The sequence below is a fragment of the Cupriavidus cauae genome (assembly GCF_026210475.1).
GTDB lineage: Bacteria > Pseudomonadota > Gammaproteobacteria > Burkholderiales > Burkholderiaceae > Cupriavidus > Cupriavidus cauae.
The window spans coordinates 85436-105907 of record NZ_CP080293.1 but is presented as its reverse complement, the minus strand read 5'-3'; the positions used below and the strand labels follow the sequence as shown (position 1 = coordinate 105907).

17 protein-coding genes are annotated in these 20472 nt (G+C 67.7%); 9 read left to right on the top strand and 8 right to left on the bottom strand.

The features are described 5' to 3' along the window. Positions 1-27: 27 nt before the first annotated feature. The 3 genes from lspA to KZ686_RS00475 all read right to left on the bottom strand — a co-directional run bounded on the left by lspA (position 28) and on the right by KZ686_RS00475 (position 4604). Entirely contained in the window at positions 28-552 is a 525-nt protein-coding gene (gene lspA / locus KZ686_RS00485; RefSeq protein WP_006578057.1) for a signal peptidase II, read from the bottom strand. Further along, positions 552-3470, bottom strand: a complete 2919-nt coding sequence (ileS, locus tag KZ686_RS00480; protein WP_226107220.1) for an isoleucine--tRNA ligase — start codon at positions 3468-3470, stop codon at positions 552-554. Before ileS ends, lspA begins: the two co-directional genes overlap by 1 nt. Positions 3471-3587: 117 nt before the next feature. Further along, positions 3588-4604, bottom strand: coding sequence for a bifunctional riboflavin kinase/FAD synthetase (locus tag KZ686_RS00475; protein ID WP_149316708.1), 1017 nt, complete (start codon positions 4602-4604; stop codon positions 3588-3590). A gap of 173 nt (positions 4605-4777) precedes the next feature. Here KZ686_RS00475 and KZ686_RS00470 point away from each other — a divergent pair, with 173 nt between their 5' ends. Then, entirely contained in the window at positions 4778-6625 is a 1848-nt protein-coding gene (locus KZ686_RS00470) for a hybrid sensor histidine kinase/response regulator (protein WP_265632813.1), read from the top strand. A 171-nt stretch (positions 6626-6796) separates the two neighbouring features. On the opposite strand, the gene KZ686_RS00465 is transcribed toward KZ686_RS00470, so the two are convergent. After that, positions 6797-7456: a response regulator gene (locus KZ686_RS00465; RefSeq protein ID WP_149316710.1), complete on the bottom strand. Its 660-nt coding sequence runs from the start codon at positions 7454-7456 to the stop codon at positions 6797-6799. A gap of 195 nt (positions 7457-7651) precedes the next feature. On the opposite strand from KZ686_RS00465, the gene purN reads away from it, so the two are divergent. The 6 genes from purN (at position 7652) to nadC (ending at position 15023) form a co-directional block, all read left to right on the top strand. Continuing rightward, the gene (gene purN / locus KZ686_RS00460; RefSeq protein ID WP_226107225.1) at positions 7652-8392 is read left to right on the top strand and encodes a phosphoribosylglycinamide formyltransferase; all 741 of its coding nucleotides are present in this window, start codon (positions 7652-7654) and stop codon (positions 8390-8392) included. Beyond that, positions 8389-9792 carry an RsmB/NOP family class I SAM-dependent RNA methyltransferase gene (locus KZ686_RS00455; protein ID WP_149316712.1) on the top strand — a complete coding sequence of 468 codons (1404 nt, stop codon included), beginning with the start codon at positions 8389-8391 and terminating at the stop codon, positions 9790-9792. The genes purN and KZ686_RS00455 overlap by 4 nt, the downstream gene beginning before the upstream one ends. Positions 9793-9901: 109 nt before the next feature. Beyond that, positions 9902-11263 (top strand): mechanosensitive ion channel family protein, encoded by a 1362-nt coding sequence (locus KZ686_RS00450; protein ID WP_265632812.1) that lies wholly within the window; start codon positions 9902-9904, stop codon positions 11261-11263. Positions 11264-11616: 353 nt separating this feature from the next. Beyond that, positions 11617-12807 (top strand): DesA family fatty acid desaturase, encoded by a 1191-nt coding sequence (locus KZ686_RS00445; protein ID WP_006575665.1) that lies wholly within the window; start codon positions 11617-11619, stop codon positions 12805-12807. A gap of 177 nt (positions 12808-12984) precedes the next feature. Then, entirely contained in the window at positions 12985-14133 is a 1149-nt protein-coding gene (nadA, locus tag KZ686_RS00440) for a quinolinate synthase NadA (protein ID WP_265632811.1), read from the top strand. 11 nt (positions 14134-14144) lie between these two features. After that, positions 14145-15023 carry a carboxylating nicotinate-nucleotide diphosphorylase gene (nadC, locus tag KZ686_RS00435; protein WP_265632810.1) on the top strand — a complete coding sequence of 293 codons (879 nt, stop codon included), beginning with the start codon at positions 14145-14147 and terminating at the stop codon, positions 15021-15023. A gap of 132 nt (positions 15024-15155) precedes the next feature. Here nadC and nadB read toward each other — a convergent pair whose 3' ends face one another. From nadB to radC, 4 genes are all read right to left on the bottom strand, one after another. After that, the gene (gene nadB / locus KZ686_RS00430; protein ID WP_265633501.1) at positions 15156-16754 is read right to left on the bottom strand and encodes an L-aspartate oxidase; all 1599 of its coding nucleotides are present in this window, start codon (positions 16752-16754) and stop codon (positions 15156-15158) included. Positions 16755-17061: 307 nt separating this feature from the next. Beyond that, entirely contained in the window at positions 17062-17232 is a 171-nt protein-coding gene (gene rpmG, locus KZ686_RS00425) for a 50S ribosomal protein L33 (protein ID WP_006575662.1), read from the bottom strand. A 13-nt stretch (positions 17233-17245) separates the two neighbouring features. Continuing rightward, positions 17246-17479 (bottom strand): 50S ribosomal protein L28, encoded by a 234-nt coding sequence (gene rpmB / locus KZ686_RS00420; RefSeq protein WP_006575661.1) that lies wholly within the window; start codon positions 17477-17479, stop codon positions 17246-17248. A 178-nt stretch (positions 17480-17657) separates the two neighbouring features. Continuing rightward, the gene (gene radC / locus KZ686_RS00415) at positions 17658-18332 is read right to left on the bottom strand and encodes a RadC family protein (protein WP_149316716.1); all 675 of its coding nucleotides are present in this window, start codon (positions 18330-18332) and stop codon (positions 17658-17660) included. Between the two features lie 109 nt (positions 18333-18441). Here radC and KZ686_RS00410 point away from each other — a divergent pair, with 109 nt between their 5' ends. After that, the gene (locus KZ686_RS00410; protein ID WP_006575659.1) at positions 18442-18927 is read left to right on the top strand and encodes an FKBP-type peptidyl-prolyl cis-trans isomerase; all 486 of its coding nucleotides are present in this window, start codon (positions 18442-18444) and stop codon (positions 18925-18927) included. Between the two features lie 48 nt (positions 18928-18975). Next, a complete protein-coding gene (gene ispH, locus KZ686_RS00405; RefSeq protein ID WP_149316717.1) occupies positions 18976-19935 on the top strand; it encodes a 4-hydroxy-3-methylbut-2-enyl diphosphate reductase in 960 nt (319 codons plus the stop codon). Positions 19936-20472: the final 537 nt, after the last annotated feature.

Genomic DNA, 20472 nt, shown 5'->3' with positions numbered 1-20472 from the left:
CATCGCACGGCGCGCTTCGGCGCGGGCTCAGTGCCGGCGCACCCGCCGGAATTCGTCGACGATCAGCAGCACCGCGCCGACCGTGATCGCGCAGTCGGCGACGTTGAACGCCGGCCAGTGGTAGCCGCGCAGATGGAAGTCGAGAAAGTCGACCACATGCCCATAGACGATGCGGTCGATCACGTTGCCGATCGCGCCGCCGAGCACCAGCGACACCGCCAGGCTGAACAGCCTCTGGCCGGCATGGCGGAACAGCAGCCAGACGATGAACGCGCCGACCGCCAGCCCCAGCCCGGTGAAGAACCAGCGCTGCCAGCCGCCGGCGTCGGCCAGGAAGCTGAACGCGGCGCCCTTGTTGTAGACCAGCACCAGGTTGAAGAAGCCGGTGACCGGGCGCGATTCTCCATAGTCGAAGCTGCGCACGATCACGATCTTGAAGAACTGGTCCAGCACCACGACCAGCGCGGCGAAGGCCAGCCACAGCAGCGGCGTGCCGCTGCGGCTCTTGTTGCTCGCGGCCCGGCCGCGGGCGGTACGGGTGGTCGCGGCCATCAGGCGTGGCTCCTCGGTTCACCGGCGCCGAACAGATTGCTGGTGCAGCGGCCGCACAGGGTCGGATGCGCGGCGTCATGGCCGACGTCCTCGCGATAGTGCCAGCAGCGCTCGCACTTGGCATGGCTGGACGGATGCACGGTCACCAGCAGGTCGCCCGCCTCGGGCGCCGGCGACACCGTGGCGGCCGAGGTCAGCAGCACGAAGCGCAGATCGTCGCCGAGGCTGGCCAGCGCCTCCAGCGCCGGACCACCGGCCTGGATCGACACCTCGGCCTGCAGCGACGAGCCGATGCCGCCTTCGGCCCGCACCGCCTCCAGCTGCTTCGTCACCTCCGCGCGCACCGCGCGCACCGCGTGCCACTTCTGCAGCAGATCGTCGGCCTGGTCGACCTCCGGCACCGTGTAGTAGGTGCTGGTGAAGATCGTGTCGGCATGCGCGGTGCCGTGCGCGAACACCTGCCACGCTTCCTCGGCGGTGAACGACAGGAACGGCGCCATCCAGTGCAGCATCGCCTGCGTGATGTGGAACAGCGCGTTCTGCGCGGCACGGCGCGCCTTCGAGTCCGGCGCGGTGGTATAGAGCCGGTCCTTCAGCACGTCCAGGTAGAAGCCGCCCAGGTCCTCCGAGCAGAACGTCTGCAGCTTGGCCACCACCGGGTGGAACTCGTAGACGTCGTAGTGCGACAGCACTTCCTTCTGCAGCTGCGCGGTCAGCGCGACGGCGTAGCGGTCGATTTCCAGCCATTCCGACGGCGGCAGCGCGTCGCGCGCGTGGTCGTAGTCGGTCAGGTTGGCCAGCAGGAAGCGCAGCGTATTGCGGATGCGGCGGTAGCCCTCGACCACGCGCTTCAGGATCTCGTCGGAGATCGACAGCTCGCCCGAGTAGTCGGTCGAGGCCACCCACAGGCGGATGATCTCCGCGCCCATCTTGTTGGCGATGTCCTGCGGCGACACGGTGTTGCCGACCGACTTCGACATCTTTCGGCCCTCGCCGTCGACGGTGAAGCCGTGCGTCAGCAGCGCCTTGTAGGGCGGCTTGCCGTACAGCATCGAGGCGGTCAGCAGCGACGAGTGGAACCAGCCGCGGTGCTGGTCCGAGCCTTCCAGGTAGAGGTCGGCCAGGCGGCCGTCCGGCGTATCGGCGGCCGCATCGTACAGGTCTTCCCGATGCGAGCCGCGGATCACGGTCCAGTGCGTGGTGCCCGAGTCGAACCACACGTCCAGCGTGTCGCGGTTCTTCTCGTACATCGCGGCGTCGGCCTCGCCCAGCTCGGTCAGGAAGGCGGTCGCGTCCAGCGTCTGCCAGGCCTCGATGCCATGCTGCTCGACCCGCTTGGCCACGGCTTCGAGCAGCTGCGGCGTGCGCGGATGCAGCGCGCCGGTTTCCTTGTGGACGAAGAACGCCATCGGCACGCCCCACTGGCGCTGGCGCGACAGCGTCCAGTCCGGCCGGTTGGCGATCATGTTGTGCAGGCGCTGCTTGCCCCAGGACGGGTAGAAGGCGGTCGCCTCGATGCCGGCCAGCGCGGTCTCGCGCAGCGTCGGGCCGTTGTCGGCGGGCACCACATCCATGCCGGCGAACCACTGCGAGGTCGCGCGGTAGATGATCGGCGTCTTGTGCCGCCAGCAGTGCATGTAGCTGTGCTCGTAGCGGTGCGAGTTGAACAGGTTGCCCGAGGCCTTCAGCGTCTCGACGATGCGCGGATTGGCGTCCCAGATCGACAGGCCGCCGAACAGCGGCAGCCAGCTGGCATAGACGCCGTCGCCCATCACCGGGCTCAGGATGTCCTCGTCGCGCATGCCGTGCGCCTTGCAGGACTGGAAGTCCTCGATGCCGTAGGCGGGCGCCGAGTGCACGATGCCGGTGCCGGTATCGGTGGTCACGTAGTCGCCGAGGTAGATCGGCGACAGGCGGTCGTAGCCGGCGTCCATCTTCGCCAGCGGATGGTGGAAGCGGATCTCGGTCAGCGCCGCGCCCGAGCAGGTCGCCACGACCTTGCCTTCCAGCTCGTAGACCTTGAGCTGTTCCTCGACGCGCTCGGCGGCCAGGATCAGGAAGCCGCGCGGTGTGTCGACCAGCGCGTATTCGACTTCGGGATGCAGGTTCAGCGCCTGGTTCGACGGGATCGTCCAGGGCGTGGTGGTCCAGATCACGATCCAGCCGGGCTTCGCGCCCAGCGTTTCCAGCGGCACGTGGAAGGCGCGCGCCAGCTTGTCGGTCTCGGCGAACGGGAAGCCGACATCGATCGACAGGTCGGTCTTGTCCTTGTACTCGACCTCGGCCTCGGCCAGCGCCGAGCCGCAGTCGAAGCACCAGTTGACCGGCTTCAGGCCGCGGAAGACGTAGCCCTTCTCGAGGATCTTGCCGAGCGCCCGGATCTCGTCGGCCTCGTTGCTGAAGTTCATCGTCAGGTAGGGATCGTCCCAGTCGCCCAGCACGCCCAGCCGTTCGAAGTCCTTGCGCTGGCGCGCGATCTGCTCGGTCGCGTAGGCGCGCGCCTTGGCCTGGACCTCCTGCACCGGCAGGCCCTTGCCGTACTGCTTCTCGATCTGGATCTCGATCGGCATGCCGTGGCAGTCCCAGCCCGGCACGTAGACGGCGTCGAGCCCGCTCAGCCCGCGCGCCTTGATGATCATGTCCTTCAGGACCTTGTTGACGGCGTGGCCGATGTGGATGTCGCCGTTGGCATACGGGGGGCCGTCGTGCAGCACGAACTTCTTCGCGCCGCGACGCGCCGCGCGGATCGCTTGGTAGATCTTCTTTTCCTGCCACTGCTTGACCCACAGCGGTTCGCGCTTGGGCAGGTCCCCCCGCATCGGGAACGGGGTGTCGAGCAGGTTCACCGGGTATTTGCTCTTCTCGGCGCTCTTGTTCTCCGGCTTGGCGCCGGCCTTGGCTTGCTTGGTGTCGGACATGACGATTCTCAGGGCGATTCGGTGAGCGCCCGGCCCGGGCGGTGCGGGCCGGCGCGAAAATTGGGGCTGGGTCGGCGGTGACCCGGCTGCGCGCGCATGCGCGGCGAAAGCCGGCCGCTAGCTAATTCGGTCCGTGGCCGAGGTGGTGCGCTCCGCCGGCGTGCCGGCAGCGCCGGCGGCGTCCGCCGCGGCCTGCGCATCGGGCTCGGTCATGCCGAAGAAGGCGCGCGCGTCGGCGCAATCCTTGGCGATCGCCGCGGTCAGCGCTTCCAGCGAGTCGAAACGCGCTTCGTCGCGCAGCTTCTTGATGAACTCGACCCGCACCAGCTTGCCGTAGACGCTGCGGTCGAAATCGAACAGATGGACTTCCAGCAGCACCCGCCCGGCGTCCTCGACCGTGGGCCGCACGCCGATGCTGGCCACGCCGGGCAGCGGGGTGTCGGCGATGCCGTGCACCTGTACCACGAAGATCCCGTTGACGGCCGGGCGCTTGTGCGGAATGCGCAGGTTCAGCGTCGGAAAGCCGAGGTCGCGGCCCAGCTTGCGGCCATGCACGACGTGGCCGCTGATCGCATAGCCATGGCCCAGCAGCCGGCGCGCGTGGTCCAGGTCGCCCTCGGCCAGCGCCTGGCGCACCGCCGAACTGGAAATCCGCACGCCGCCCTCGGAGACCGAGCCCATCTGCTCGACGTCGAAGCCGTAGCGCTTGCCGGCCTGCTGCAGATAGGCGAAGTCGCCGGCGCGCTTCGCGCCGAAGCGGAAGTCGTCGCCGACCAGCACCCAGCGCGCATGCAGCCCGTGCCACAGCACGTTCTCGACGAAGGCTTCGGGGGACTGGGCGGCGAAATGGGCGTTGAAGTGCTCGACCACCACGCGGTCGACGCCGTTGCGGCGCAGGCTTTCGAGCTTGTCGCGCAGCAGCGCGATGCGGGTCGGGGCGCGGTCCGGCGTGAAGAATTCGCGCGGGTGCGGCTCGAAGGTCATCACGCACAGCGGCAGTCCGCGCGCGTCGGCGGCCGCGCGCGCGCGCGCGAGCAGGGACTGGTGGCCCCGGTGCACGCCATCGAAATTGCCGATGGTCAGTGCGCAGGGTGCCCGGCTCTCGGCATTGGGCAGGCCGCGGAAGACTTTCACGAGGACGGCGACAATCGGTTGGATAAAGGCAGGATTATAAAGGGAATGGGCGCTTTCCCCCCGCCTTGCCGCACAACACTGCCCGGTGCCTGCCGGGCGGCCGTGGCGGGGGCACCCTCGGCTGTGTCGAGGCCCCAGGCCCGGTGGCGGACGGCGGCGAAAGTCGGCATGATATGTCGCGTCCACATTCTCGCCGTCACGCACGCCGCTTCCCGGTGCCGCCCGCCAACCTGATCGCGCTGCTCAAGCGCATCCTTCCGCCGCCCGCGCCGCCGCTGGACGCCGATACCGAGGCCAAGCTGCTGGCCGCGGTGCATCGTGTGATGCCCAGCGGCATCGTGACGGCCCTGCTGCTGCCCGGACTGACGGCCGCCGCCTTCTGGCACGAGGCCAGCCGCGGCGCGCTGCTGGCCTGGTGCGCGGCGATGCTGCTGCAGGCGGCCGGTTGCGGCTGGTTCTACCTGGGCTACCTGCGCGATATCCCGACGCTGAGCCGCTCGGCCCATACCCGCAAGTGGCGCGACCCGATGCGCGGCGTGGCGGTGCTGGTGGGCGTGAGCTGGGGCAGCGCGGCGCTGCTGCACCTGGTGTCGTCGTCCCCGGTGTTTTCCGGCGTGCTGCTGGTGCTGACGCTCGGCGCGCTGGCCGGCGGCGCGAGCTCGCAGGCGCCGGCCCCGGTCAACCTGCTCTATGTCGGCATTCCGATCCTGGTGCCCAATCTGTTGCTGGCGGGCTACGCGTTTCCCGGCCACGGCGGCTATATCCGGCTGCTGCTGGTGATCTATGCGCTGATGCTGGCGCGCCATGCGCTGAACCTGCACGGCTCGCTGGTGCGGGCGATCCGGCTGGAGGGCGAAAGCCGCCGGCTGGCGCGGCAGTTCCAGCAGGAGAAGGAGCGCGCCCTGCATGCCAGCGAGGAGAAATCCCGCTTCCTGGCGGCGGCGAGCCACGACCTGCGCCAGCCGGTGCATGCGCTGGTGATGCTGGTCGAGGCGCTGCGCGCGCGCAACGATTCGCCGGCGCTGCGGCCGCTGGTCGAGCAGGTCGCGGCCGGCACGCAGACCATCGATCTGCTGTTCCGCTCGCTGCTGGACCTGTCCAAGCTGGAAGGCCGCAAGGTCTTGCCGACGCTCGAGCCCTGCGATGTCGGCCAGCTGGTGCGCGAGGTCTGCGACCAGTTTGCCGGGGACGCACGGGCGGCCGGGCTGCGGCTGTCGCCGCGCGTGGCCGGCGAGCTGCACGCGATGGCCGAGCCGGTGCTGCTGCGCCGGGCGCTGTTCAATCTGGTGCAGAACGCGCTGCGCTACACGCGCCAGGGCCGGGTGCTGGTCGGCGCCCGCATGCGCGGCAGCCAGGTGCGCATCGAGGTCTGGGACACCGGCGCCGGCATCCCGGCCGAGCACTTGCCGGACATCTTCGGGCCGTACTTCCAGGTCCACAACCCGCAGCGCGACCGCTCGCACGGGCTCGGTCTGGGGCTGGCGATCTTCAAGGAATGCGTGCGGCTGATGCGCGGGACCTACGGCGTACGCTCGGTGCCGGGCAAGGGCTCGATGTTCTGGTTCACGCTCAATCCGGCGCCGGCCGAGTCGGTGGCCACGATCCGCGCGATGCGCCGCGACGCGGTGGCCCAGCACGCGATGCCGGACCGGCTGCACGGCCAGGTGCTTGTGGTCGACGACGACAGCCACGTGCGCAATGCCTGGATCGCGCTGATGGAGGCCTGGGGCGTGCGGGTGTCGTGCGCCGCCGATGGCGCCGAGGCCGAGCGGATGTTCGCCGGCGGCCTGCGGCCCGACATCATCTTCTGCGACCTGCGGCTGCCGGGAACGGAGAACGGGCTGGCGCTGCTCGAGCGGTGGCAGCAGACCCAGCCGCAGGCGCGCAGCGCGCTGCTGACCGGCGACCTCAAGTCGGCCGCGCTGGCCGAGGCCGAGGAGGCCGGCTATTTCGTGCTGCCCAAGCCGGTCGACCCGGGGGCGTTGCGGATGCTGCTGCGGCGCTGGCTGCGGACGGCATGAAGGCGTTGGCGGCCGCCTGAGCTGCCTGAGCCGCACCAGGCCGCCCCGAGCCGCCCTGAACCGCCCCGAGCCGCCCTGAACCAGATTGAGCTGGCAACTGGACTTTGACGGGCTTCAACAGGCTTTGACTCGCCTGAGCCGGCTGGCCGCGTGCTGCCCGGCGAGCCGCGCCTACTGTCGCAGCCGGAACCGCTCCATGCGGGACATCACCTGCATCCGCGTGCGCACGCCCAGCCGCTGCAGGATCGCCGACACGTGTTCCTTGACGGTGTTCTCCGTCAGGCCCAGCTCGCGCGCGATGACCTTGTTGGGCAGCCCTTCTAGCACCAGCGCCAGCACCGACCCCTGGCGCGGCGTCAGGCCGAGTTCGGCCGGCGTGACCGGGATGCTGTGCGTCGGGCCGAAGGCGCGCGGCTGGCCGTTCAGCGCCTCGTCGGACGGAAAGGCGGTGTCGCCGGCCAGCACGCGGCGCACCACCGCGGCGAAGGCCGGCGCGTCCAGATGCTTGCCGACGAAGCCGAAGGCGGACAGCGCGCGGGCCCGCTCGACGATCTCGGGCGTGGCCTCGGCCGACATGAAGATGAAGCGTGCGGCCGGCACGATGGCCTTGAGCGTCTGCATGGCATCGAAGCCGGTGCCGTCGTTCAGCCAGATGTCGAGCAGCACGATATCGGGCCGGAGCCCGCGTTGGAGGGTGTCCAGCGCCTCGGAGGCGCTCCCGGCGGCATGGACCGCAACATCGGGCATCACCTGCGCCAGGAACAGGGTGGTGCCGGACAGCGCCATGGGGTGGTCGTCGACCACCAGCAAGGTCGGTGCAACATTCGACATGCGATTTCCCGTCTAAAACAGCTTCGCCCTTGTTGTATGGTCCCGTCCCGTCGAGCGGGCGGATGGGCGATAGGGCGACTCTAGCAGAGCGAGCGGGACGTCACAATCCGCAATCGGGGGAAGCGCGGGCCAGTCAGTTTGCGGAGGAAGGCTTCCACGGCGCTGTCGCGGGGCGCCGCTTGGTAGAATTGCGCGATGAAAAATATCGTCATCCTCATCTCGGGGCGCGGTTCCAACATGGAAGCGATCGTCCGGGCCTGCGCCGAGCAGGCCTGGCCGGCACGGATCGCCGCCGTGCTGTCCAACCGCCCCGACGCGCCCGGCCTCAAGTTCGCCGCGGCGCAAGGCATTCCGGTCGGCGTGGTCGATCATCGCCACTATCCCGACCGGGCCAGCTTCGACAAGGCGCTGGCGAACGCGATCGACGCCCACGTGCCGGACCTGGTGGTGCTGGCCGGCTTCATGCGGATCCTGACGCCGGAGTTCGTCGAGCACTATGCCGGCCGCATGATGAATATCCATCCGTCGCTGCTGCCCAGTTTCCCCGGCCTGCATACCCACCAGCAGGCGCTGGAGGCCGGCGTCAAGGTGCACGGCGCCAGCGTGCATTTCGTCACCGCCGCGCTGGACCACGGTCCCATCGTGCTGCAGGCGGCGATCGAGGTCGGTCCTGGTGACACCCCCGACACGCTGGCGCAGCGGCTGCTGCCCTGCGAGCATCAGATCTATCCCCGCGCGGTGCGCTGGTTCGTCGAAGGGCGGCTGCGCGTCAAGGACAGCGTGGTCCATGTCGAGCCGCCCGAACCGCAATTGCTGATCGCGCTGGCCGCATCGTCCGACGATGCCGCCACCGCCCCGAATTCCGCTTCGAACCCCACTTCGGACTCCCCCTCGGACTCCGCCACCCCCATCGATACCACCGGAGCCCGTCAATGACCCGTCCCGCCCAGGCACCGCGCGGCGGCGCGCGTCCGCCCTCCCGCACCAAACGCAAGACAAGCCCGCTGCGCAAGGCCACCTCGCCGCGCGAGAGCGCCAACGACGGACAGGCGCGTCCGCACGGCGCCCTGCACGCCACGCATATCCAGCATATCGACCGGTTGCTCGGCAAGGTGATGCTGTTCGCGCGGCCCGCTGACGCCGTGGTCAGCTACTACTTCCGCGAGAATCCCAAGCTCGGCCACCGCGAGCGGGGCATCATCGCCGAGGCCGTGTTTGCCGTGCTGCGCCGGCGCGTGGAATTCGCCCAGTTCGCCGAGTCCGGCTCGGGCGCCGCGCCGCGCCGGCTGGCCCTGCTGGGCCTTGCGGCGACGCTGGGTCGCGACGCGCTGACGCCGTTCCTGTATCCGGAAGAGGCCCAGTGGCTGGACCGGCTGATGACCATCGAACGCGCCAGCCTGGCGCCGCGCGTGCGCGCCAATCTGCCTGAGTGGCTGTACGAGCAGTTGGTCGCCCGGCACGGCGAGGCCTTTACCGCCGCGCTCGGCGATGCCTGGCTGCGGCCCGCGCCGCTGGATCTGCGCGCCAATCTGATCAAGACCTCGCGCGAGGCCGTGCTGGCGGAGCTGGAGGAGGCCGGACTTGCGGCCGAGCCGACGCCGATCGCCCCGACCGGCATCCGCCTGGCGGGCAAGCCGGCGCTGAACCAGCTGCCGCTGTTCATCAACGGACTGGTCGAGGTGCAGGACGAGGGTAGCCAGCTGCTGTGCCATCTGGTCGCCCCGCGGCGCGGCGAGATGGTGGTCGACTTCTGCGCCGGTGCCGGCGGCAAGACGCTGGCGCTCGGCGCGCTGATGCGCTCGACCGGGCGGCTCTACGCCTTCGACGTGTCCGACAAGCGCCTGGCCAACCTGAAGCCGCGCCTGGCGCGCAGCGGACTGTCGAACGTCCATCCGGTGCTGATCGACTCGGAGCAGGACGCCAAGGTCAAGCGGCTGGCCGGCAAGATCGACCGCGTGCTGGTCGACGCGCCTTGCAGCGGCCTGGGCACGCTGCGGCGCAATCCGGACCTCAAATGGCGCCAGAGCCCGCAGACGGTGCTGGAGCTGACCGCCAAGCAGGCGGCCATCCTCGAATCGGCGGCGCGCCTGGTCAAGCCGGGCGGCCGCGTGGTCTATGCCACCTGCAGCGTGCTCGAGGCCGAGAACGAGGCGATCGTGCGTGACTTCCTGAGCCGCCATGCCGACTTCCAGCTCGTGCCGGTGGCACAGGTGCTGGCCGAGCAGAAGATCGCGATCGCCGACCTGCCCGAGGACGCGCAGACGCTGGCGCTCTATCCCCATCTGCACCAGACCGACGGATTCTTCGCGGCGGTGCTGGAGCGCTCGCGCCAATGAGCATGGGGGCCCCGGCCCCTGTCGTTTCGCGGATACCGGGCACTCACCGCCCGGTATTTTTTTGTTCTTCACTGTCGTTGCTTTCTTCACTGGTTGAACTCGTCGATCGATGGCCTCCAACTCCCTGACCGATCTGTCGCAATCCCATGCCGTGTTCGGCAAGATGCTGGGCGACCTGATGCAGGATGCCGGCGACCCCGGCTTCCTGTGGCAACTGGCCGCGCTGGCCGGCTGCGTGCTGCTGGCCTGGCCGCTGGCGCGCCATGTCGCCGGGCGGCTCGAGGCGCGCTACGCGGGTTCGAGCTTCGCGCTGCGCTTTGCCGCCGCGAGCCTGGAGCGCGCGATGTTTCCGCTGTTCGGCTGGCTGCTGGTGCTGGCGGCGCGCTTCGCGCTGGCGCCGCTGATTCCGGTCAGCATGCTGCGGCTGGCGCTGGTGCCGCTGTTCGGCATCACCTTCCTCTATTTCGCCTTCTACGTGCTGCGCCGCGTGCTGTCCGGCAACGGCCAGCTGCACGGCATGCTGACGCTGGTGGAGAAGGTGCTGACCACGCTGGTCTGGGTCGGCATGGCGCTGTACGTGCTCGGCATGCTGTCCGAGGCGGTGCAGTGGCTCGATTCGATCCAGTTCGCCCTCGGGCAGCAGCGCATCAGCGTGGCCGATCTGCTGATGGCCTGCGTGTGGATCCTGCTGACGGTGCTGGCCGCGCTGTGGTTCGGTTCGTGGCTGGAAGAGCGGCTGATGCGCTCGGCGACCATCGACACCAGCCTGCGCGTGGTGCTGACGCGGCTGTCCAAGGCGCTGCTGCTGCTGGTTTCGCTGCTGTTCAGCCTGTCGCTGGTCGGCATCGACCTGACCGTGCTGTCGGTGTTCGGCGGCGCGCTCGGCGTCGGCCTGGGCCTGGGTCTGCAGAAGATCGCCAGCAACTACGTGTCCGGCTTCATCATCCTGCTGGACCGCTCGGTCAAGCTCGGCGACCAGATCACGGTCGACAAGTACACCGGCATCGTGGCGCAGATCCGCACCCGCTACACCGTGGTGCGCAATGGCGACGGCGAGACGCTGGTGCCGAACGAGCAGCTGGTCGCGCAGTCGGTGCAGAACCATTCGTTCTCGAATACCAATGTACGGGTGGCGACCCGGGTGCAGGCCGACTACGACGCCGATCCCGAGATGGTGCTGGCACTGCTGACCGAGGCCGTGCGCGGCATTCCGCGCCTGCTGGCGGACCCGGCGCCGGCGGCCTTCCTGGTGGCGTTTGCCGACAGCGGGGTCGAGTACGAGGTGGCGGGCTTCATCGCCGATCCGCAGAACGGCAAGCTCGGCGTGCAATCGGAAATGAACCGCGCCATCTGGAAGGCATTCCGGGCCAGCGGCATTTCGATTCCCTATCCGCAGCGCGAGTTGCGTGTGCTGCCCACGGACGGGACGCCGGTGTCGCGGGTCGCGGCCAATGCGGCGGAATCGGCATAAGAAAGGCGCGACAGGTCGCGTATGTGACGCCATCGCCATTGAAGGAACGAAGTATCGTTTTCGGCGTCCAACACGGCAAACGAAAAGCACACGCACGGGTAAAAGCGGATGCCGGGACGCTGGCGTTCCGGTAAAATCGCGGGTCGTCCCGGGGATTCCCCCGGCCGGACTACCGATCCGTGCCCGAGGGCCAGCCGCCAGATTGCAGCGGCGCGTGCCGGGGTCCCGCGAAGGCGCAAGACGCCTTGGCTGACGCCATAAGACGCAATCACTGGATTTGCAGTCATTTTTCTGCGCGTTGCTGCGACACCCCGACACGTCGCAGCCAGCCTCTATCAAGCACGGAGAACAGTTTGTTCGACACAATTCTTCAGTGGGCCGCCAACGGCCTTCTCGACTGGTCCTGGTGGAAGATCGTGATCTTCACCCTGGTCATGACCCACATCACCATCGCCGGTGTCACGATTTTCCTGCACCGGTGCATGGCGCACCGCTCGCTCGATCTGCACCCGATCGCCGCGCACTTCTTCCGCTTCTGGCTGTGGCTGACCACGGGCATGGTCACCAAGGAGTGGACTGCGATCCACCGCAAGCACCACGCCAAGTGCGAAACCGAAGACGATCCGCATAGCCCGCAGACCCGCGGCATCCGCAAGGTGCTGCTCGAAGGCGCCGAGCTGTACCGGGCCGAAGCCAAGAACAAGGAAACGCTGGCCAAGTTCGGCCACGGCACGCCCAACGACTGGATCGAGCGCAACCTGTATTCGCGCTTCACCTGGCAGGGCGTCGGCCTGATGCTGATCATCGACCTGGCGCTGTTCGGCGTGGTCGGCCTGTCGGTCTGGGGCGTGCAGATGCTATGGATCCCGATTCATGCCGCCGGCATCATCAACGGCCTGGGCCACTGGTGGGGCTATCGCAACTACGATTGCGAGGACGCGTCGACCAATGTGTCGCCGTGGGGCATCATCATCGGGGGCGAGGAACTGCACAACAACCACCATACCTATCCGACCTCGGCCAAGTTCTCGATCAAGTGGTACGAGTTCGATATCGGCTGGTGCTACATCCGCGCGATGCAGGCGGTCGGCCTGGCCAAGGTCAAGAAGACCCCGCCCAAGGCGCGTCTGGTCGAGGCCCGTCCGGTCGATCACAACACGCTGGAAGCCATCATCGCCAACCGCTATGACGTGATGGCGCGCTATGCCAAGGCCGTCAAGAATGCGTACCGCGAGGAACTGGCCCAGCTGAAGGCCAAGCGCGTTGCCGACTATCGCCGCTTCAAGCTGGCGCGCAAGTGGTTCCACCGCGACGAGACCAAGCTGGCCGAGCCCCAGCGCCAGCAACTGGCCAGCATCGTCGAGCACAACAAGGCACTGCAGACCTTCGTCGAGATGCGCCGCGAACTGGCCGCGATCTGGGGCCGTTCGAACCTGACGCGCGAACAGCTGCTGCAACAGCTGCAGGCCTGGTGCCACCGCGCCGAAGCGAGCGGCATCCAGGCGCTGCAGGAGTTCTCGCTGCGCCTGCGCCGCTACGCGTAACGCCTGATAAGAAGGACAGCGCCTGCTACAATGCCAGGCGCGCCCGAAGCCCCGCCATGCTGTCGCTGGCGGGGCTTTTCTTTTGGCGACGCCGCCCCATCTAGAGGCCGGTCCCGGCCGCAATGACCAAGCGAGGCGATGCGGCGGCGAGCACGGGTGCCCCGAGGAGTACAGGAGATGACCCCCCAAACGATCAAGACCGTCGAGTTCGAGAAACCGACGCAGATGCAGGCGGACGGTGGCGCGAGCTGCGTCGCCCACGCCTGGGCCAAGGTGCCGCCCGCGCTGACGCCGGACGAGCGCTCGGCATTGAAGGATCGCATCCGCGCGCTGCTGAAGGCGCGCAATGCGGTGCTGGTCGCGCACTACTATGTCGACGCCGACCTGCAGGACCTTGCCGAGGAAACCGGCGGTTGCGTGTCCGATTCGCTGGAGATGGCCCGCTTCGGGCGCGACCATCCGGCGCAGACGCTGGTGGTGGCCGGCGTGCGCTTCATGGGCGAGACCGCCAAGATCCTCAGTCCCGAAAAGACCATCCTGATGCCCGACCTGGACGCGACCTGTTCGCTGGACCTGGGCTGCCCGGCCGACGAGTTCGCCGCGTTCTGCGACACGCATCCGGACCGTACCGTGGTGGTCTATGCGAACACCAGCGCCGCGGTCAAGGCGCGCGCCGACTGGATGGTGACCTCCAGCATCGGCCTGAAGATCGTCGAACATCTGCACGCGCGCGGCGAGAAGATCCTGTGGGCGCCCGACAAGCATCTGGGTGGCTATATCCAGCGCCAGACCGGCGCCGACATGCTGCTGTGGCAGGGCTCGTGCCTGGTGCACGACGAGTTCAAGGGCATCGAGCTCGATCTGCTGCGCAAGGAACATCCGAAGGCCAGGATCCTGGTGCATCCGGAATCGCCGGCCAACGTGGTGGCCCAGGCCGACGTGGTCGGCTCGACCTCGCAGCTGATCGCCGCCGCCCAGCAGCTCGACGCCAACGAATTCATCGTCGCCACCGACAACGGCATCCTGCACAAGATGCGGATGGCCGCGCCGGGCAAGCATTTCATCGAGGCGCCGACCGCCGGCAACAGCGCGACCTGCAAGAGCTGCGCGCATTGCCCGTGGATGGCGATGAACGCGCTGACCAATCTGGCCGAGGTGCTGGAGACCGGCCGCAACGAGATCCATGTCGATCCCGACATCGGGCGTCGCGCCTATACCTGCATCGACCGCATGCTCGACTTTGCCGCGCGGCAGAAGGCCAACGTACGGCCCGCCGCCGACCTGGCCAAGGAGCAGGCGCTGTTCCAGGGGATCGGTCCGGCATGAGCGAGTCCGCGATGAACGATACAGGCGATACAGTGAATCCGGTCTTCGACCAGTACGGACCCGCGCTGGCCGAGGCGCTGCGCGAGAACGTCCGCGCGGCGATCGCCGAGGACGTCGGCTCGGGCGACTGGACCGGCCAGCTGGTGCCGGCCGACAAGCAGGCGCACGCCCGTGTGATCGTGCGCGAGGAGGCGGTGCTGTGCGGGCAGCCATGGTTCGATGCCTGCATGCATGCGGTCGATCCGCGTTTGCAAATCCGCTGGCTGCAACGGGAAGGCACTCTCATGGCGGCCGATTCCGTGGTCTGCGAGATCGACGGCCCGGCCCGTTCGCTGCTGACCGCCGAGCGGCCATCGCTGAATTTCCTGCAACTGCTGTCGGGCGTGGCCACCGCGACGCGGCGCTATGCCGACCTGGTCGTCGGTACGCGCGCCCGCGTGCTCGACACGCGCAAGACGCTGCCGGGACTGCGCCTGGCGCAGAAGTACGCGGTCAAGGTCGGCGGCGGCGACAACCAGCGGCTTGCGCTCTATGACGGCATCCTGATCAAGGAAAACCATATCGCCGCGGCGGGCGGCGTCACCGCGGCGCTGCAGGCCGCGGCCGCGCTGAACGCCGGCGTGCCGGTGCAGGTCGAGGTCGAGTCGCTGGTCGAACTGGAGGAGGCGCTGGCCGCCGGTGCCGTCTCGATCCTGCTCGACAACTTCACCGAGCCGATGATGCGCGAAGCGGTGCGGGTCAATCGCGGCCGCGCGGTGCTGGAAGTGTCCGGCGGCGTCAACGCGAATACGATCCGGCGTTTCGCCGAGACCGGCGTCGACCGGATTTCGGTGGGCGCGCTGACCAAGGACGTGCGCGCAACCGACTACTCGTTGCGCATCATCGGCTGAGCCGGCTCGGGCCGCATCGGGCTCGAGCCTGCTGTCTGTCCGGGCCCGATCGGACCCGGCTCGCCTTCGGGTGCGCTTCCGTCGCGCTGCGGGTGCGTTTCGGGTGCGCTTCGGTATCGTTTCGGTCGGTGTTCAGTTGCCGCGGCGGCGACCGTTCGGCGGCTGCAGCACGGTCGGCAGCGCCTTCGGCAATGTCCCGGGATAGTCGCGGCTGAAATGCAGGCCGCGGCTTTCATGGCGCGCATAGGCGCTGTCGACGATCATCGCCGCCACTTCGACCAGATTGCGCAGTTCCAGCAGGTCGCGCGTGACGCGGAAATTCGCGTAGTACTCGGTGATCTCCTCGCGCAGCAGCGCGATCCGATGCTGCGCGCGTTCCAGCCGCTTGCTGGTGCGCACGATGCCGACGTAGTTCCACATCATCCGGCGCAGCTCGTCCCAGTTGTGCGAGACCACGACCTCCTCGTCGGCATCGGACACGCGGCTCTCGTCCCACGGCGGCAACGCCAGATCGGGTTTGCCGGCCTTGGCCTGCGAGGCGATGTCGTTGGCGGCCGCCCGGCCGATCACCATGCATTCGAGCAGCGAGTTCGATGCCAGCCGGTTGGCGCCGTGCAGGCCGGTGTAGGCCGTCTCGCCGACGGCGTACAGATTGTCCAGATCGGTGCGTCCCGACGTGTCGGTGACCACGCCGCCGCAGGTGTAGTGCGCGGCCGGCACCACCGGGATTGGCTGGCGCGTGATGTCGATGCCCAGTTCCAGGCAGCGCGCGTGGATGGTGGGGAAGTGTTCGCGCAGGAAGGGCGCGGGCTGGTGCGTGATGTCGAGGTACACGCAGTCCAGGCCGCGCTTTTTCATCTCGAAGTCGATCGCGCGGGCCACCACGTCGCGCGGCGCCAGTTCGGCGCGCGCATCGTGCTCCGGCATGAAGCGGGTGCCGTCGGGCAGCACCAGCCGGCCGCCTTCCCCGCGCACCGCCTCGGAAATCAGGAATGACTTGGCATACGGGTGGTACAGGCAGGTCGGATGGAACTGGATGAATTCCATGTTCGCGACCCGGCAGCCCGCGCGCCAGGCCATCGCGATGCCGTCGCCAGTAGCCGTGTCCGGATTGGTCGTATAGAGATAGACCTTGCCCGCGCCGCCGGTGGCCAGCACGGTATGGCTGGCGGTCAGCGTATGCACCTGGCCGTTGGCGTCGTCGAGCACGTACAGCCCGAGGCAACGGTTGCCGCCCAGTCCCATCTTGCGCGAGGTGATCAGGTCGATCGCGAAATGGTCTTCGAGGATCGTGATATTGGGATGGCGGCGCACCTGCTCGGTCAGCGTCGTGACCACGGCATGGCCGGTGGCGTCGGCCGCGTGGATGATGCGGCGACGGCTGTGGCCGCCTTCGCGGGTCAGGTGATAGCCGAGCTCGGCCTGTTCGTCGCGCGTGAACGGCACGCCCCGGTCGATCAGCCACTGGATTGCTTCGCGCCCGTGCTCGACGATGAAGCGGGTCGCGCCTTCATCGCACAGGCCGGCACCGGCGATCAGCGTATCCTGCGTGTGTTCGTCGTGGCTGTCGCCGGAGTCCAGCACCGCCGCGATGCCGCCCTGGGCCCAGTCGCTGGCGCCTTGCGTCATGGCGCGCTTGCTCACGATGACAACCCGGTGGCTGTCGGCCAGTTGCAGCGCGACCGTGAGGCCGGCCAGGCCGCTGCCGACGATGGCGACGTCGAAGTTCATGATGCGTGGTGGCGCGGCGAGGGCGCCGGTGGTGCGGGAAAGCTCGAAAGTGTACACCGCCGATCAAGCCGCCGCGCCTTGCCCCTGCTGGCGGCGCGGCGTGCTGCGTCTCCCCACGGCATGTTGGGCAGAGTTGGCAGTGGGGGAGCCGGGAGGTCGGGGGAAGTTGGGGGAAGTCGGGGAGCGGGGAGCGGGGAGCGGGGAGCGGGGAGCGGGGAGCGGGGAAGTCGGGGAGCGGGGCAGCGGCGACGAGCAGGCAACAAAAAACCCCGCCATGGCGGGGTTCTTCGCTGGAACGCAGGATCAATTACTTGATCTTGGTTTCCTTGTACTCGACGTGCTTGCGCGCGACCGGATCAAATTTCTTGATCGACATCTTTTCCGGCATGGTGCGCTTGTTCTTGTCGGTGGTGTAGAAGTGACCGGTACCCGCGGTGGATTCCAGTTTGATCTTGTCGCGTCCGCCTTTGCTGGCCATGATGAACTCCTAATTAGACTTCGCCGCGTGCGCGCAGGTCGGCGAGCACGGAGTCGATGCCTTTCTTGTCGATCAGGCGCAGACCGGCGTTCGAGACGCGCAGGCTCACCCAGCGGTTTTCCGATTCAACAAAGAAACGACGGTTCTGCAGGTTGGGCAGAAAACGGCGCTTGGTCTTGTTGTTTGCGTGGGAAACGTTGTTGCCGACCATCGGCGCTTTCCCGGTCACTTGACAGACGCGTGCCATGAAGCACTCCTAAATCTTCTATTCGTGGACAATGTTCGCAACAGATCAACAAAAGGCGCGCGGGCCCGGACTGCAGCGGTTAAGACTTCAGCAAAACGGGCATTATAGACCGAAATCCCTCAGCCGATCAATGCCTTCTGTGCGTTGACGCCACGGCGACACGCCCGTGCCTTTGGCGTCACAGTTGCCGGTGCTCGGCCAGCGAGTAGGTCGTATTGCCGGCGACGATGAAGTGGTCGAGCACATGGACGTCGATCAGCGCCAGCGAATGCGCCAGCGCCTTGGTCATCGCCAGGTCCGCGGGACTCGGCGCCGGATTGCCCGACGGGTGGTTGTGGGCGACGATCACCGCGGCCGCATTATGCGCCAACGCCTGCCTGGCCACCTCGCGCGGGTAGACGCTGGTTTGCGTCAGCGTGCCGCGGAACAGCTCCTCGGCGGCCAGCAGCCGGTTGCGCGCATCCAGGAACAGGCACAGGAACACCTCGTAAGGCCGCTGCGCCAGCGACAACCGCAGGTAGTCCCGTACGGCCTGCGGCGACTCCAGGCCCGGCGCCATCGCCAGCTGCTCGGCCAACGCCCGCCGCGTCAACTCGACCACCGCCTGCAGCTGCACGTACTTGGCGGTGCCGACGCCGCGCACCCGGCTCAGTTCGGTCTGGCTGGCGGCGAGCAGCCCGGTCAGCGAGCCGAATGCCGCGATCAGCTCGCGCGCCACATCGACCGCGCTCTTGCCCGGCACGCCGACGCGCAGGAATACCGCGAGCAGTTCGGCGTCGGACAACGAGGCGGCACCGGCTTGCAGCAGCTTTTCGCGAGGACGTTCGCTGGCGGGCCAATCGGGGATGGGCATGGCGGTCTCGTTCGGGAAGCGCGTCGGCGGGCGGGGCGGGCCCGTGGCCGTGATCGGCGGCGCCGGGTCCAGTCGCTTACAATACGGGTTCTCGACTGGTTGAGCATTCATGAATTCGCAAACTTTTGCGTCGGACTCCGGCGGCGCCACCGCGCGCAAGACCGTGCAGGCCGATTCCTTCCTGACCTTGCATTACCGCATCTCGCTGGAGAACGGTACCGAGGTCGTCAGCACCTTCGACGACAAGCCCGCCACGCTGCTGCTGGGGCAGGGCCAGTTCGCGCCCACGCTGGAACAGGCGCTGCTCGGCATGGCCGAGGGCGAGCGCACCAGCTACCGTCTGGCGCCGGAGCACGCCTTCGGGCCGCGCAATCCCGAGCTGCTGCAGCGCGTGTCGCTGGCCACGCTGCGCGAGAACAGCTCGTTCGAAGAGGACTACAGCCCGGGTGACCTGGTCGAGTTCAACGCGCCCGGCGGCGGCAAATATGCCGGCGTCCTCAAGGAAATCGGCGAGACCTCGGCGCTGTTCGACTTCAATCATCCGCTGGCCGGACAGACCATCCTGTTCGACGTCCAGCTGATCGGCATCCTCTGACGACCTGCTCCGGCCGCCTCGGCAGCCGGAGCGCAGCTACCTCCCCGCATGTCCGAAATGACTCCCGCCCCCGACGCCGAGATCCTGCTGGCCCAGCCGCGCGGCTTCTGCGCCGGGGTCGATCGCGCGATCGAGATCGTGGAGCGCGCGCTCCAGCGCTTTGGCGCGCCGATCTACGTGCGCCATGAAATCGTGCACAACGCCTATGTCGTGGCCGATCTGCGCCGCAAGGGCGCCGTCTTCGTGCAGGACCTCGACGAGGTGCCGGCCGGCGCGACCGTGATCTTCAGCGCCCACGGCGTGTCGCGCAGCGTCCGCGCCGAGGCGCAGGCGCGCGGCCTGAACGTCTTCGACGCGACCTGTCCGCTGGTGACCAAGGTGCATGTCGAGGTCGGCAAGATGCGCGCCGAAGGCTGCGAGATCGTGATGATCGGCCATCGCGGCCACCCCGAGGTCGAGGGCACGATGGGCCAGGCCGACGGCGGCATGCTGCTGGTCGAGTCGCCCGCCGACGTGCAGACCCTGCAGGTCGCCGATCCCACGCGGCTGGCCTATGTCACGCAGACCACGCTGTCGGTCGACGAGACCGAGGAGATCGTCGCCGCGCTGAAGGCACGCTTCCCGGAAATCCGCGAGCCGAAGAAGCAGGACATCTGCTATGCGACGCAGAACCGCCAGGACGCCGTCAAGTTCATGGCGCCGCAGGTCGACGTGGTGATCGTGGTCGGCAGTCCCAACAGCTCCAACTCGAACCGCCTGCGCGAACTGGCCGAGCGGCTTGGCGTGCCTGCCTATATGGTCGATGCGCCGGAACAGGTCCGTCCCGAATGGATCGCCGGCAAGCGCCGCATCGGGCTGACCGCCGGCGCTTCGGCGCCGGAGGCGCTGGCCCAGTCGATCGTCGACCGGCTGCGCGCGCTCGGCGCGCGGCAGGTGCGTCCGCTGGAGGGCATCGAGGAAAACATGTCGTTCCCCCTGCCCAAGGGCCTGCAGGCGACCGCCGCCTGAGTCCCGCGGACCTTCCCGGTTTTTAGCAGCGCCCCGCCTCGAGCGGGGCGTTGTCGTTTTGGCCGGCGCGTTTTCGCGCCATCGCACTGTGCCATGCCGAGTGTCGGGCTTCCGTCGAAAGAAACTTAATCGTCACAACGATATATTGACTCGGCACAAGGCGCGTCTTTTGCGAAGGACTTTAGGGTAATTCCCCTAAATACGGGTTTTCCCTCGATTGGTGCGAACGCGGATTGCCGACATTCTAAATTGGTGCATATTTCTTTTATGAAATGCCTAATTAATATCTATAAAGATAGGTGCCTTGTCAGCCACGCTGGAACGTCCGGAAGGCCGCCTGGTGACGTGGCGGGCACGGATCTTGTTAGGTATCTCAAAGAGCCCCTGTTGTGAATGGGAATTGCCCCAATGACGGCATTGGGGAAATTACCTAGCTCAATAGAAGGGTAAAAGGCCCAGGTTGTTGCGTCGCGTATTGCATCCGCAAAAAAAGGGGATACAATGCGCGCGTTTCAAATTGAAACTAAACCAAGGCGG